Below are 13319 nucleotides of genomic sequence, written 5' to 3'. Positions count from 1 at the left end.
GCGTAGCGCGCCGGACACATTCGGTTCGGAGCGTATTGTCCGCGTGCTTTTTCAACATCCTGCCAGTGCCCGCGCGGCGTTGATCGCCGCCATGCTCGCGCCTGCCGCGCCGGCATGGGCGCAGGATGGCGAGCCGCTGCCCGACGCGCCCGATGCCACCGAAGTATCGCCGCAAGACCCACAAGCCGCAGCGTCTGCAGCTGCGCGCGAAATCTATACCGTTGCCGATTTCGAACGCTTCGCGCCGCGCAACGCGCTCGACCTGATCGATCAGATCCCCGGCTTCGATGTCGACCAGGGCGGCGGCGGTGGCGGCGGCGGGGGAGGGCGCGGATTCGGACAGGCGCAGGAAAACCTGCTGATCAATGGCGAGCGCATTTCCAGCAAATCCAACTCCACTGCCGACCAGCTGTCGCGCATCCCGGTCGACAATGTCGTGCGGATCGAAGTGGTCGATGGCGCGACGCTGGACATTCCCGGCCTGTCGGGCCGCGTCGCCAATCTCATCGTGCGGCAGGGCGGGGCATCGGGCCAGTTCCGCTGGCGGCCGGAATGGAATTTCGGCACCGCGCCCGCACAGTGGTTCGAGGGCGAGATTTCGCTCTCCGGCCAGCTGGCTGGCGTGGACTACACGGTAGCACTGGAAAACCGCGATTTTGCCCGCGGGCGGCAGGGGCCGTCGATCCTCTCGGACGCGCTTGGCGGCGTCGACGAGCGGTTCAACACCGCTTCGAACCTGTTCAACCGGCCCAACATCAACGCGTTTCTGGCTTTCGAGGTTGCGCCGCAAGTGGCGGCGAACCTCAACCTGTCGGGCGGGATCGAGATTTTCGACAGTGAGGAGCGCGAAGTGCGCGTCGCTGGCAATCCGCTCGCGCCATTCGACGAACGCTTTTTCACCGATAGCGACGAATGGTTTTACGAGATCAGCGGCGACGTGACTTTCCCGCTCGGGGGCGGCGAGCTGAAGCTGATTGCGCTGGAGAGCTACGACCATCGTGATCGCACTTCCAATTCGTTGCTCGATACGGCCGGCCTACCGACCAGCGGTTCGCAATTCATCCGCGTCGCCGATGAAGGCGAGCGCATCGGGCGCGGCGAATATAGCTGGGGGCTATGGGGCGCGGACTGGCAGCTTTCTGCCGAAGCCGCTTTCAACCGCTTGGACCAGGTGGGCCGCCTGTTCGCTTTCGATCCGCTGGCTAACGAATATGTCGAAGTGGATTTCGACGGCGGCGTCGGAGGCGTGCGAGAGGATCGCTACGAGGCGCTGCTGAGCGTCGGTTTCCCCGTTACCGATACTTTATCCGTACAGCTGACGGGCGGCGGCGAGTATTCGCAGCTTTCGCAAACCGGCGACAACTCCCGCGCGCGCAGCTTCCAGCGGCCTAAGGGCTCGCTCAACGTGGCGTGGGCCCCTGCCGACGGGCTGGACATCAATCTGGAAGTCGCCCGCCGCGTGGGCCAGCTCGATTTCGGCGATTTCCTCGCCAGCGTGGACTTGTCGGAAGAGCAGGAAAACGCAGGCAACGCCAATCTGCGTCCGCAGCAAAGCTGGGACATCACGTTGGAGATCGCCAAGAATTTCGGCGAATGGGGCTCTGCCACTCTGACGCTGGTGGACGAGGAGATCGAGGACTTGCTGGTCATCGTGCCAACGGAAGGCGGCGGCTCGGCGCGCGGCAATCTCGAGAGCGCGCAGCGGCGCGGGCTGGAATTTGTCGGCACGTTGCAACTCGGGCCGCTCGGCTTCACCGGCGCGCAGCTGGATGTCGAGCTGGAACTGGAGGAATCGAGCCTTGTCGACCCCGTGACGGGCGAGGAGCGCCGCTTCGACCGCAACCGTCCATTCGAGCTTGGGCTGGACTTTCGGCACGACATTCCGCGCACAGACCTCGCCTGGGGCTTCGCCTTCCGCGAAGAAGAACCCGCGCCATCCTTCCGGGTGGATGAGGAAAGCATCGAATTCGGCCCGCGCACCTTCGGCGCGGTCTTCGTCGAGCACAAGGATGTGCTAGGCGCGACCGCCAATGTGCGCATCGGCAATATCTTCAACGGCGGCGAGACGCTGCGCCGCACGGTGTTCGACGGGCCGCGCGGTTCATCGCCCGTGCTCTTTACCGAAGAACGTCTGCGCGATCGCGGCCAGAGCATTACGCTGACGCTGACAGGCAACTTCTAGCGCAGCAGCCATATCAAGAAAAAGCCCTCCGCGGCCTGCGCTGCGGAGGGCTTTTTCTTAGCGGGTGCGACTAAGCCTTACTTCTTCGCAGCGGGCTTCTTGGCCGGAGCCTTCTTCGCAGGCGCCTTCTTGGCAGCCGGCTTTTTCGCCGCAGCCTTCGGTTCGCCATCGGCCTTTTTCGCCGGAGCCTTCTTTGCCGCAGGCTTCTTGGCCGGGGCCTTTTTCGCTGAAGGCTTGGCGTCGTCGGCCTTCTTGGCAGGTGCCTTTTTCTTGGCCGGAGCCTTCTTCTTCGCAGCGGGCTTCTTCGCCTTGGCTGCTTCGGCATCTTCCTCGGCTTCGATCGCGGCTTCCAGTTCCTCGCGCGTCACTTCACGCTCGGTCACTTCGGCCTTGTCGAACAGGAAGTCGACGACCTTGTCCTCATACAAAGGCGCGCGAAGCTGGGCCTGTGCCATCGGTTCCTTGCGGACATATTCCACGAAGCGTTCACGGTCTTCCGGGCGATATTGCTGCGCGGCCTGCTGGATCAGCATCTGCATTTCCTGATTGCTGATCTCGACGCCATTGGCCTGGCCGATCTCGGACAGCAGAAGTCCTAGGCGCACGCGGCGCTCCGCAATGCGCTTGTAATCGTCGCGCTCGGCTTCGATTTCCTTCATCGCCGCATCCGGATCCTCTTCCTTCGCAGCTTCCTGCGTCAGCTGGTTCCAGATCTGGTCGAATTCGGCTTCCACCATGGTCGGTGGCACGTCGAAATCGTGGTCGGCAGCCAGCGTGTCGAGCAGCTGACGCTTCATCTGCGTGCGGGTGAGGCCGGCGCTTTCCTGCTCGATCTGGCCTTTCATCAGCTCTTTCAGCTTATCGAGGCTGTCGAGGCCGAGGCCCTTGGCGAAGTCGTCGTCGATCTTGGTGTCGGTTTCGACCTTCACCTCTTTCACGACGATATCGAATTCTGCTTCCTTACCGGCGAGATGCTCTGCCTGGTAATCCTTCGGGAACGTGACGGTGATGGTTTTCTCATCGCCCGTCTTCACGCCCGTCAGCTGCTCTTCGAAGCCGGGGATAAACTGGCCCGATCCGATCACCAGCGGCGCGCCTTCGGCCTTGCCGCCTTCGAATTCCGCGCCGTCCACGCGGCCGGTGAAGTCGATGATAAGCTGGTCGCCTTCGGCAGCCTTCTTGGTCTTGGCGGCCTTCTTGTAGCTCTTCTGGTTTTCCGCGAGGCGGCCCAGCGCTTCGTCCAGCTGCTCGTCCGATACGGGAACGGTCAGCTTTTCCAGCTTCAGCCCGTCGATCGAAGGGGTCTCGATTTCGGGCAGCACTTCGACTTCGACCGTCAGCTCGGCATCCTTGCCCTGTTCGTAGCCTTCGGTCATCTCGACCTTGGGCTGCAGGGCCGGGCGCAGCGACTTGTCCTTGATGAGGCCATCCACCGATTCGCGCAGAGTGGTGTTCAGCACTTCGGCGTGCAGCGCATCGCCATGCATCTTGCGCACCAGGTTTGCAGGCACCTTGCCGGGGCGGAAGCCGGGCATGCGCACCTGCGGGGCGACCTTCTTCACCTCGGCATCGATCTTGGATTCGATCTCCTTGGCGGGAATGGTCAGTGTGTAGGCGCGCTTGAGGCCTTCATTGGTGGTTTCAACGATCTGCATGACTTGCCTTTGTTCAAAACTCTTATCGATCCGGTCGGAAACCAGCGTGCTGCCGTACGATACGACCAGCGAAACTGGTGCGGGCGAAGGGACTCGAACCCCCACATCTTGCGATACTGGTACCTAAAACCAGCGCGTCTACCAATTCCGCCACGCCCGCGGCCCGACGAATCCCAGCAGGCGCAAGGCCTGTGAAACGAAGCGGTGCCCATAAGGCGCGGCGGTGAAAAGGGCAAGGCGCGTGATGCATGGAAAGCCATGGCCGGAACTGGCCCGCAAGCCGAGCCGTTTTGCAGGCGTAACCACGACGAGGAAAAGTCCCATGACGAAACACCAGACGGGCAGTGACGAGCAGCGTAAGCCCGCGCCTCGGATCGATCCCGATGCGCCGCCTGTTCGCGCATCCGAACTGGCCGAAGACGAGGCCGCGAACGAGCGTGCGGACCAAGAGCCACCGCTCGAGCACAATGCCGAGGCGGAGATCGAGATCGAAAGGGCGCGTGGCAATGGCGGCGAAGCGGATCCGGCAGGCTCTTCGCTTCTTCAATCGCCTCCCGATTGATTTTTGCCGCAAGGCCGCTAGTGGCATCGCCCTATGAGCGACGATAAAACCACCGACACCCCGCCCGATCACCTGTCGATCGACCCGCGCAGCGAGCATTTCGATGCCGACATTCTGCAACGCGGCGTCGCCATCCGCTTCAAGGGGCGCGAGCGCACCGATATCGAGGAATACAGCATCTCCGAAGGCTGGGTGCGGGTGCAGGCGGGCAAGACGGTCGACCGCAAGGGCCGCCCGCTGACGATCAAGCTGAACGGCCCGGTCGAAGCGTGGTTCGAAGATCTGGGCGAGGACGCCCCGGTCGCGAAAGCCGACTAAGGACTGATTGCCAGATAAAAAAAAGGGGCGCCCGACACAGACTGTCGGGCGCCCCTTTTTGTTCGGTGCGGCTATTTATGTGACCGGGCTGTTGGGATCATCGACCGCCGATTCCGGGCGGTCGGTGGTGAGGCGCAGGATGACATAGCCCATGACGGCGGAGATCAGCGAACCGGTAAGGATGCCGATCTTGGCCTCATCCCGCAGGAAGCGCATCGTCTCGCTCGATCCTTCGAAGGCCAGTTCGCCGATGAACAGGCTCATGGTGAAGCCGATGCCTGTCAGGATCGAGACGCCCCAGATTTCCACCCACGAACAGCCCGGCGGCTTGGACACGATGCCCGTCTTCACGGCCAGCCACACGGTGGAGAAGATGCCCACCTGCTTGCCGATCACGAGGCCCGACGCGATGGCCAGCGGCAGCGGATCGAGCAGGGCATCGAGGCCAAGCCCCTCCAGGCTGACGCCGGCATTGGCGAAGCCGAAAATCGGCACGACGAGATAGGCGCTCCACGGCACCAGCGCGTGCTCGACATTTTCCAGCATCTGCGTGCCGTCCTTGGTCACCACCGGGATGGTGAAGGCTGCCAGCACGCCTGCGATGGTCGCGTGGACGCCGGAATTGAGCACGCAATACCAGAGGATCAGCGTGCCCAGGATATACAGCGCCAGGCTGGAAATGCCCAAGCGGTTCATGGCTATCATGCCCAGCAGCACGGCGGCCGAAATGCCCAGCCACATGACATTGGGATCGGAATAGAAGATCGCGATGATCGCCACCGCGCCGATATCGTCGACGATGGCAACGGTCAGCAGAAACAGTCGCAAGGAGCGCGGCACGCGCGTGCCCAGCAGGCCGACGATACCCATGGCAAATGCGATGTCGGTCGCGGCTGGGATCGCCATGCCCGGCAGCAATTGCGGATCGCCGCCGGTTACCAGCAGGAAGACGCCGATGGGCGCCGCCATACCGGCAATCGCGGCCAGTACCGGCAGGGTGCGCGCCTTGGGATCGGCCAGATTGCCGCATACCAGTTCGCGCTTCACTTCCAGCCCGACGACGAAGAAGAAGATCGCCATCAGCCCGTCATTGATCCACAGGTGCAGCGTGTTCAGGTAGAACACGTCCTTCGACCAGAGATAGTCGTTGAACAGGCTGAAATACGAGCCTGCCGCGCCCGAATTGGCGACGACGAGCGCCACGACGGCGACGGAAATCAGCAAGATGCCTTCGAAAGCGTCCGCCTTGAACAGCGCCTTGAAGTTGCCGACGGTGCGATTGAGAATACCGGGTTTTGCCATGTCGCAGTCCCATTGTGGAATTGCCGGTCATTTGCAAGACCCCAGCGGCGCGACATTCGTCGATCACAAGCCGTCATTGCCTTTTGCGCCAGCACGGCTACGCATACGCACAGTTGCGTAGTGGGGCATGAACGGGGATGCTGGATAGCTGGACGTGGCTGGAATGGCTCGCATTGGTCGAGCACGAATTGCTGCTGTTCGCCGGCGTGTTCTTTCTGCTCGGCGCGCTGGACGAATTTGCCGTCGACATTGCATGGTTCTGGTTGCGGCTGACAGGGCGGGCGGAAACGCCTGTTCTGCATACTGCAGATCTGCGCCATCGCCGCCTTGGCGGGCGCGCGGCGGTGTTCATCCCGGCATGGGAAGAATCCAGCGTGATCGCCGATACGCTGGTCCACATGCTGGGCGCATGGCCACAGGCCGATCTGCGCATCTATGTAGGTGTGTATCGCAACGATGCCGCCACGCTGGCAGCGGCAGCCACAGGCGCGGCAGACGATGCGCGGGTGCGGATCGTGATCGTCGATGAAGACGGGCCCACGACCAAGGCCGACTGCCTCAATACGCTGTACCGCGCGCTGGAGCGCGATGAGCTTCGCGAAAGGTTTCGCGCGCATATGGTGCTGTTGCACGATGCGGAAGACATGGTCGATCCCGCCGCGCTCGCTTTGCTAGATCGCGCGGTAGAGCGTTCGCAATTCGTGCAATTGCCCGTGCTGCCCATGCCGCAAACCGGCCGCCGCTGGTTGGGCAGCCATTATTGCGAGGAATTTGCGGAGGCGCATGGCAAGGCGATGGTCGTTCGCGGCGCTCTGGCGCGTTCGATTCCGGCGGCAGGCGTCGGCTGCGCGTTCGATCGTGACATGCTGGCGCGTCTGGCCAAAGCTGCCGGTCGCGATGTGCCGTTCGACGAGGATTCGCTGACCGAGGATTACGAGCTGGGCCTGAAGATTGCGGAGCTTGGCGGCAAAACGCAATTCCTGCGCGTGCGCAGCGATGACGGGCGCCTGATTGCCACGCGATCCTACTTCCCCGGCCAGCTGCGGCGGTCCGTGCGCCAAAAGGCGCGCTGGATGCATGGCATCGCGCTGCAAGGCTGGGACCGGATGGGCTGGAGCGGAGGCTGGGCGGAACGCTGGATGCGCCTTCGCGACAGGCGCGGTCCACTTGCGGCCATCGTATTGCTGACAGGCTATACGCTGCTGTTCCTGAGCACGGTGCTGGCAGGGCTTGGCCTCGCCGGGTTCGACCGCCCGTGGGAACCGAGCACCTTCCTGCTCGTGCTGATCGCGATCAACCTCGCCAGTTTCGTCTGGCGCGCTTTCATGCGCTTTACCTTCACCCGCGCCGAATATGGCTGGCGGCAAGGCTTGCTGGCGATGGTGCGCATCCCCGTGACCAATGTCATCAACATCATGGCAGGCATGCGCGCGCTGGCCGCCTATGGCCGCACTCTGCGCGGGGCGGCGCCTGTCTGGGAGAAGACATCGCGCGAAGGCGATCCCGTGCGTCCGCTGGCGCTGGAAGGCGGGCGATGACGGATACGGCACGGCAACGCGGCTGGCCGCTTTTCTCGCTGGCGCTGCTGCTGGGCGGATGGATATTGCTGCGCGCGGCTTTGTGGGAAGCGCCGTTCGACCGGCCCCTGCCATTGGCCTTCGCCGACCTGACCGTGCAGGCGCCTGCGCAGCCAGTGCCTCGACTGGCGAACATCGCGGCAGGACAAGCCGAAACACCAATCGAAGCGCAGCCCCCCGCTTCCATCGTGCCCGGCATCTATCCGCATACACCCTTGGAACGCCCCGATTTCGAGCGGCGCTTCGATCTCAGCGTGCCTGCGCAAACGGCACCTGCACGCGGCGGGATGCGGCAGGCGCGCATGATGCTGGCCCATGCCGCGTTGCTGCAACGCGGTTACCGGGAAGGGGCGCAACCCGTCCCTTATCGGCAGGATGCAAGGCCGATTGCCGGGAATGTCGCTTTCGCGCCCGCTGCCGCAGAGCGGTTTGCCAATGAAACGCGAGAGAAGCGCTGGGGCTTCGATGCCTGGGCACTGTGGCGCGACGATACCACCACGCCAGTTACATCGGGCAGGCCGAGCTATGGCCGCAGCCAGGCGGGGGCGGTGCTGCGCTATCATCTTGCCCCGGGCAGCGGCCATGCACCGCTGGCCTATGCCCGCTTCACCCGCGCATTGCAGGGCGGCTCCGAAACCGAAGGTGCGCTGGGCCTCTCTGCGCGGCCATTACCATCGGTGCCCGTGCGCCTCGCCGCCGAAGCGCGGGTGAGCGAAACCGATGCCGGCACCGAACTGCGCGGTGCGGCCTATGCCGTGACCGAGCTTCCGCGCGTCACACTCCCGGCCGGTTTCGAAGGCGAAGCCTATCTGCAAGGCGGCTATGTCAGCGGCGCTTTCGCCACCGCTTTCGCGGACGGGCAGGCGCGCATCACAAGGCCCGTGGCGATCTCCGACGATTTCCGGCTCGAAGCAGGGGCCGGCGCATGGGGCGGGGCGCAGGAGGATGCCTACCGCGTCGATGTCGGGCCGACGGCAGGTGCCACGATCTCCATCGGCCAGGCCCGCGCGCGCATTTCCGCCGATTACCGTTTCCGCGTTGCAGGCGATGCGGAGCCTGCGAGTGGCCCCACGCTCACAGTCTCGGCAGGTTTTTAGCCGCGACGCGCCATTCAGCTTCAATCCAGCGGCGCTCTGCGTTAGGCGCTCTACATGGACGTATACCTCCCCATCGCCAATCTTGCGGTCGACGGGTTGCTGATCATCGCGCTGGGCGCGGCGACCGGCATCCTTTCGGGCGTGTTCGGCGTGGGCGGCGGATTTCTCACGACGCCGCTGCTGATCTTCAGCGGCATCCCGCCGACCGTCGCGGCTGCCTCGGCAGCCACACAGGTGACGGGTGCCAGCGTATCGGGTGTGTTCGCGCATAGCCGCAATAACGGCGTCGACTATCAGATGGGCGGTGTGACGGTGGCAGGCGGCATGATCGGCGCGCTACTGGGAGCGGGACTGTTCAACCTGCTGCGCGACCTCGGCCAGATCGATGTCGTCATCAATGTGCTTTACGTCATCCTGCTGGGCACGATCGGCGGGCTGATGGGGCGCGAGGCGCTGGAAACGCTGTGGCCGGATCGCTTCGCGCGTAGCGGCAAGCGCGCCGCCAAGCGCCGCCACCATCCCATGATTGCAAGCCTGCCCTATCGCTGGCGCTTCTATCGTTCCGCCCTCTACATCTCCCCGCTAGGCCCGCTGATCCTCGGCGTGATCGTGGGCATTCTCACCATGCTGATGGGGGTGGGCGGCGGCTTCCTGATGGTGCCTGCCATGCTCTATATTTTGGGCATGAGCGCCAAGGTCGTGGTCGGCACCAGCCTGTTTAACATCCTTTTCATCACCATCGTCGTGACCATGGTGCATGCCTTCACCACGCGCGCGGTCGATATCGTGCTGGCGGGCCTGCTCCTGATCGGCTCGGTCACCGGCGCGCAATTCGGCACGAGAATCGCGCAATTCGCAAAGCCCGAACATTTGCGCCTGGTGCTGGCCATGGTGGTGCTCGCTATCGCCTTGCGCATGGCCTATTCGCTCGGTGTGCGGCCGGACGAGGTCTATACGGTGGTGCCGTTATGAGGTGGCTGCTCGCTTTCCTAATGGTCCTTCTGGCTCTGCCCGCCGCCGCGCAGCAGCGCGAGCCAATCCTCGTGCCCGATGTCTCCCAGCACGATATCGTGCTGCGGCAGGGCTTCACCGGAGAGACCCTGCTTCTTTACGGTGCGCTGCTCGATGCGGCGAATAGCGATGCGACTTATGACATCGTCGTGGTGCTGAAAGGCCCGACCGAACCGATCCGCATTCGTGAAAAGGCACGGTTGCTCGGCCTGATCTGGATCAATGCCGATACGACGGAATATCGCTCCGTCCCCAGCTTCTACGCGCTCGCCAGTTCGCGGCCCGTGGCCGATATCGTCGATGAGCGCGAAGCGGCGATTTACGAGCTTGGCCTGCCTTATCTGCAGCTCTCGCCATCGGGCCAGATCGATCCGGAAGAGCAGGCGCGCTTTTCTGCAGGACTGGTCGACCTGCGCCAGCGGCAAGGCCTCTATTCGCAAGACGAGGCGGGGGTGACCATTTCCGAAGGTGTGCTGTATCGCGCGGACATTCCTATTCCCAGCAATGTGGTTGCAGGGCGCTATGTCGCGGAGACGTTCGCCATCAGCAATGGCCGGGTGATTGCCTCGGCCACCTCGGAAGTCGAGGTCTTTAAGGAAGGGTTCGAGCTGGGCGTGGAGGAAGCGGCGAACGACATACCTTTCTGGTATGGCCTCTTCGCTGTCGGCCTTTCCATCATGATGGGCTGGGCGGCGGGACGCCTGTTCGCGCTCGTCTGATTGCGGCACCGGGGCTCGGCACCCGCACCGGGCCTGGCGTGATTTATGCGATCTTAACTCCGTTCGGGTTACGCCGACAGAGTCTGTAATGGCTCTGGAAGCGATGAATTCATGAACGAGATGTCCGGCAAGCAGTTTGGCAATTTCAACTCCGTGCCCGAGAGCGGCGCGCCGCCGCGTCCATCCGAGATCGCTGCATCGCAGGCTGCGCCCAGCCAGGCTCCGGCGCAAGCTGCCACGCAGCCTCCGGCCCGCACGTCTGCACCCGCGCCTGCCGCGCTGCCCGCTTCCGCGCCCGAACCCACCGAAGCCGATACCGAATGCGCGCGCCAGCCCATCGGCGTCGTGCTCGACATTGCCGGCTCCGGCTCGCAAATCGCGCTCGATCTGGAGCGGCTGAACGAATGCATGGACCACCCCGATCCTTCCATCGCCTTGGCCGGGCAAGTCGGCAGCCAGATCAAGATCCGCACGCGTGACGGCTGGCTGCTGGCGTCTGTCCGCAACCAGAAGCAGGATCGCCGCGGCGCGGGCAATTCGGTCGTCGCCAACATCGATTTCATGGGTGAGGGCAAGGAAGAGAAGCTCACCGGCAAGATCCACGGCTTCCGCCGCGGTGTGACGCGCTATCCCATCCCCGGCGCCATGGTCTTCCCCGCCACGACCGAGGATTTGCGCCAGATCTACGCCAGCGACGGGCGCAGCGCGATCCAGATCGGCACGGTCTATCCCACCAGCGACATTCGCGCCGGCATGTATATCGATGCCATGCTGGGCAAGCACTTCGCCCTGCTCGGCTCCACCGGTACGGGTAAATCCACCAGCGCCGCGCTGATCCTGCACCGCATTTGCGAGGCCGCGCCGCAGGGCCACATCCTGATGATCGACCCGCACGGCGAATATTCCGCCGCGTTCAAGAATTACGGGATGATCTTCGATGTCTCCAACCTGCAAATGCCCTACTGGCTGATGAATTTCGAGGAGCACTGCGAGGTCCTGCTCAACTCCAGCGGAAACGATCTGCAGAGCGACCGCGACATTCTCGGCAAGTGCCTGCTGGCCGCGCGGAAGAAGAATCGCCTGGCCGAAAGCATGGGCAAAATCACCGTGGATTCGCCCATTCCGTATCTCTTGTCGGACCTGTCGAACCTCATTCAGGACGAGATGGGCAAGCTGGACAAGGCAACCAACACCGCGCCCTATATGCGGATCAAGACCAAGATCGAGGAGATCAAGGCCGATCCGCGCTACCAATTCATGTTCTCCGGCATGCTGGTGGGCGATACGATGGGCGATTTCCTCGCCAAGATTTTCCGCATGCCGGGCAGCGGCAAACCGATTTCCATCATCGACGTGTCCGGCGTGCCGTCCGACATTACCAGCACCGTTGTGGCGGTTCTCAGCCGCCTTGTTTTCGACTTCGCCATCTGGGGCCGCAACGAGAAGACCAGCCCGATCCTGCTCGTTTGCGAAGAGGCGCACCGCTATGTGCCCAACGAGAAGAATGCTGATGGCAATTCGGTCGGCACCGTGCTCAGCCGCATCGCCAAGGAGGGCCGTAAATACGGCATCTCGCTTGGCCTCATCACGCAGCGCCCGTCCGACCTTGCCGAAGGCGTGTTGTCGCAATGCGGCACGATCATCTCGATGCGCCTCAACAATGACCGCGACCAGGCTTTCGTGAAAGCTGCCATGCCGGAAGGCGCGCGTGGCTTCCTCGATTCCATTCCAGCCCTGCGCAACCGCGAATGCATCGTTTGCGGCGAGGGCGTATCCATCCCGATCCGCGTGTCCTTCGACAATCTCGAGGAAAGCAAGCGTCCCGCATCCGAAGACCCGAGCTTCACCGAGCTATGGAACACAGGCGGCGGCGAAGAGGATATGGTGCATCGCACCGTCCAACGCTGGCGCGCTCAGGGAACTTGATTGGGTTGCGATCCGGCATCCGCCGGATCGTCCTCGCTATACGCGCAGCAAGCTGCGCCCGCTGCGGGCGGCCGTTCGGCCTTGCCCTCGCTTCGCTCGCGATTCGGTCCGGTTATCTACGGTTTTGCCTTCGCCCCACTCCCTCGTCACCCCGGACTTGATCCGGGGTCCAGCTTCTTCTTCTTCCTCACGTTCCGCGCGTATCTCCGAACAGATGGATATGCGCCCGGTCACTCAGCCGGAAACCGTGCTTCAGGCATAGCGGCACCAGCCATTCCATTCGTTCGCGCAAGGTGGCGCTGTCCGTCCCTTCCGGCATCAGGAACACACGGTCGCGCGGTATGGCGTGGCGTTCGACCAGCGACAGTACCTCGTCCACATCGCCGGGCGCGGCTATTACGAACTTGAACCACGCGCGCGGTTCGCTGGCCCAGTGGTCCAGCATGTCGGGCTTAAGCGCCAGCTCCGCCGGATTGCCGCTATGCGCCAGCTTCGGGCTGACATTGTACTGGTCCACCCGTACATCGAGCCGCGCGGGCGGTTTCACCGTGCCGTTCGTCTCGATCTCGACCCGCATGTCCGGCAAATGCTCCAGCATCTCGGCGAGCTTGCCCGCCTGCATGGTGGGCTCTCCGCCGGTGATGACCAGACGGTTTTGCCCCAGCGCCGCGATGCGCTGCGCGGCATCGGCGGCTTGCAGCGTCACCTGATTGGCCTTGCGGTCGAAGGTCTCGCCGGAGCGATGCGGGCGCTCGTCGCCATCGAAATGCCAGGTATAGGCGGTATCGCACCACACGCAGGCGAGGTTGCAGCGTGACAGGCGGATGAATGCCACCGGCATTCCCGCGCTCGGCCCTTCGCCTTGCACGCTGGCGAAGATTTCCGGTCCGCCGGTCTCATCGGTGGCGAGGACGAGGGTCATGGCATGGCTGCCGAAGTTAACACAGTTGACACAAGGGTGACGGCGTTT

At 63.4% G+C, this 13319-nt stretch carries 12 protein-coding genes and 1 tRNA gene; 8 read left to right on the top strand and 5 right to left on the bottom strand.

Annotated elements, in window-relative coordinates; translation table 11 throughout:
- Positions 1-43 precede the first annotated feature (43 nt).
- The gene (locus tag BMF35_RS01430) at positions 44-2182 is read left to right on the top strand and encodes a TonB-dependent receptor plug domain-containing protein (protein WP_156172075.1); all 2139 of its coding nucleotides are present in this window, start codon (positions 44-46) and stop codon (positions 2180-2182) included.
- A 77-nt stretch (positions 2183-2259) separates the two neighbouring features.
- Here the strand turns inward: BMF35_RS01430 and tig are convergent, their stop codons facing one another.
- The 3 genes from tig to BMF35_RS13720 form a co-directional block, all read right to left on the bottom strand.
- Entirely contained in the window at positions 2260-3837 is a 1578-nt protein-coding gene (gene tig / locus BMF35_RS01425) for a trigger factor (protein ID WP_047006636.1), read from the bottom strand.
- Positions 3838-3912: 75 nt separating this feature from the next.
- Positions 3913-3997, bottom strand: a tRNA-Leu gene (locus BMF35_RS01420).
- The gene (locus BMF35_RS13720) at positions 3976-4161 is read right to left on the bottom strand and encodes a hypothetical protein (protein WP_156172074.1); all 186 of its coding nucleotides are present in this window, start codon (positions 4159-4161) and stop codon (positions 3976-3978) included. The genes BMF35_RS01420 and BMF35_RS13720 overlap by 22 nt, the downstream gene beginning before the upstream one ends.
- Here BMF35_RS13720 and BMF35_RS01415 point away from each other — a divergent pair.
- Both BMF35_RS01415 and BMF35_RS01410 read left to right on the top strand, forming a co-directional pair.
- Complete coding sequence (locus BMF35_RS01415; protein WP_047006377.1) at positions 4160-4399, top strand: hypothetical protein; 240 nt, start codon at positions 4160-4162, stop codon at positions 4397-4399. The genes BMF35_RS13720 and BMF35_RS01415 overlap by 2 nt on opposite strands.
- A 33-nt stretch (positions 4400-4432) precedes the next feature.
- Positions 4433-4717: a DUF3297 family protein gene (locus tag BMF35_RS01410; RefSeq protein WP_047006376.1), complete on the top strand. Its 285-nt coding sequence runs from the start codon at positions 4433-4435 to the stop codon at positions 4715-4717.
- A gap of 75 nt (positions 4718-4792) precedes the next feature.
- On the opposite strand, the gene nhaA is transcribed toward BMF35_RS01410, so the two are convergent.
- Positions 4793-6019: a Na+/H+ antiporter NhaA gene (nhaA, locus tag BMF35_RS01405; protein ID WP_047006375.1), complete on the bottom strand. Its 1227-nt coding sequence runs from the start codon at positions 6017-6019 to the stop codon at positions 4793-4795.
- A 137-nt stretch (positions 6020-6156) separates the two neighbouring features.
- Here nhaA and BMF35_RS01400 point away from each other — a divergent pair, with 137 nt between their 5' ends.
- The 5 genes from BMF35_RS01400 to BMF35_RS01380 all read left to right on the top strand — a co-directional run bounded on the left by BMF35_RS01400 (position 6157) and on the right by BMF35_RS01380 (position 12349).
- On the top strand, positions 6157-7557 hold the full coding sequence (locus BMF35_RS01400) for a glycosyl transferase family protein (protein WP_047006374.1): 1401 nt from the start codon (positions 6157-6159) through the stop codon (positions 7555-7557).
- Complete coding sequence (locus BMF35_RS01395; protein ID WP_047006373.1) at positions 7554-8693, top strand: hypothetical protein; 1140 nt, start codon at positions 7554-7556, stop codon at positions 8691-8693. Before BMF35_RS01400 ends, BMF35_RS01395 begins: the two co-directional genes overlap by 4 nt.
- A 54-nt stretch (positions 8694-8747) precedes the next feature.
- Positions 8748-9665 (top strand): sulfite exporter TauE/SafE family protein, encoded by a 918-nt coding sequence (locus tag BMF35_RS01390; protein WP_047006372.1) that lies wholly within the window; start codon positions 8748-8750, stop codon positions 9663-9665.
- Positions 9662-10423: a TIGR02186 family protein gene (locus BMF35_RS01385; RefSeq protein WP_047006371.1), complete on the top strand. Its 762-nt coding sequence runs from the start codon at positions 9662-9664 to the stop codon at positions 10421-10423. The genes BMF35_RS01390 and BMF35_RS01385 overlap by 4 nt, the downstream gene beginning before the upstream one ends.
- Positions 10424-10534: 111 nt before the next feature.
- A complete protein-coding gene (locus BMF35_RS01380) occupies positions 10535-12349 on the top strand; it encodes an ATP-binding protein (RefSeq protein ID WP_236781534.1) in 1815 nt (604 codons plus the stop codon).
- A gap of 187 nt (positions 12350-12536) precedes the next feature.
- On the opposite strand, the gene BMF35_RS01375 is transcribed toward BMF35_RS01380, so the two are convergent.
- Complete coding sequence (locus tag BMF35_RS01375) at positions 12537-13271, bottom strand: 7-carboxy-7-deazaguanine synthase QueE (protein ID WP_047006370.1); 735 nt, start codon at positions 13269-13271, stop codon at positions 12537-12539.
- Positions 13272-13319: the final 48 nt, after the last annotated feature.

Origin of the sequence: Aurantiacibacter gangjinensis, from assembly GCF_001886695.1 — a bacterium.
GTDB lineage: Bacteria > Pseudomonadota > Alphaproteobacteria > Sphingomonadales > Sphingomonadaceae > Alteraurantiacibacter > Alteraurantiacibacter gangjinensis.
Note: the sequence above shows the minus strand (reverse complement) of the source record. Positions and strands in the feature narration are given on the sequence as shown.

Bases quoted from the DNA above. Each gene is read 5' to 3' on its own strand.
- tig (WP_047006636.1), bottom strand. From the start codon at position 3,837: ATGCAGATCGTTGAAACCACCAATGAAGGCCTCAAGCGCGCCTACACA.
- BMF35_RS01415 (WP_047006377.1), top strand. From the start codon at position 4,160: ATGACGAAACACCAGACGGGCAGTGACGAGCAGCGTAAGCCCGCGCCT.
- BMF35_RS13720 (WP_156172074.1), bottom strand. From the start codon at position 4,161: ATGGGACTTTTCCTCGTCGTGGTTACGCCTGCAAAACGGCTCGGCTTG.
- BMF35_RS01410 (WP_047006376.1), top strand. From the start codon at position 4,433: ATGAGCGACGATAAAACCACCGACACCCCGCCCGATCACCTGTCGATC.
- nhaA (WP_047006375.1), bottom strand. From the start codon at position 6,019: ATGGCAAAACCCGGTATTCTCAATCGCACCGTCGGCAACTTCAAGGCG.
- BMF35_RS01400 (WP_047006374.1), top strand. From the start codon at position 6,157: ATGCTGGATAGCTGGACGTGGCTGGAATGGCTCGCATTGGTCGAGCAC.
- BMF35_RS01395 (WP_047006373.1), top strand. From the start codon at position 7,554: ATGACGGATACGGCACGGCAACGCGGCTGGCCGCTTTTCTCGCTGGCG.
- BMF35_RS01390 (WP_047006372.1), top strand. From the start codon at position 8,748: ATGGACGTATACCTCCCCATCGCCAATCTTGCGGTCGACGGGTTGCTG.
- BMF35_RS01385 (WP_047006371.1), top strand. From the start codon at position 9,662: ATGAGGTGGCTGCTCGCTTTCCTAATGGTCCTTCTGGCTCTGCCCGCC.
- BMF35_RS01380 (WP_236781534.1), top strand. From the start codon at position 10,535: ATGAACGAGATGTCCGGCAAGCAGTTTGGCAATTTCAACTCCGTGCCC.
- BMF35_RS01375 (WP_047006370.1), bottom strand. From the start codon at position 13,271: ATGACCCTCGTCCTCGCCACCGATGAGACCGGCGGACCGGAAATCTTC.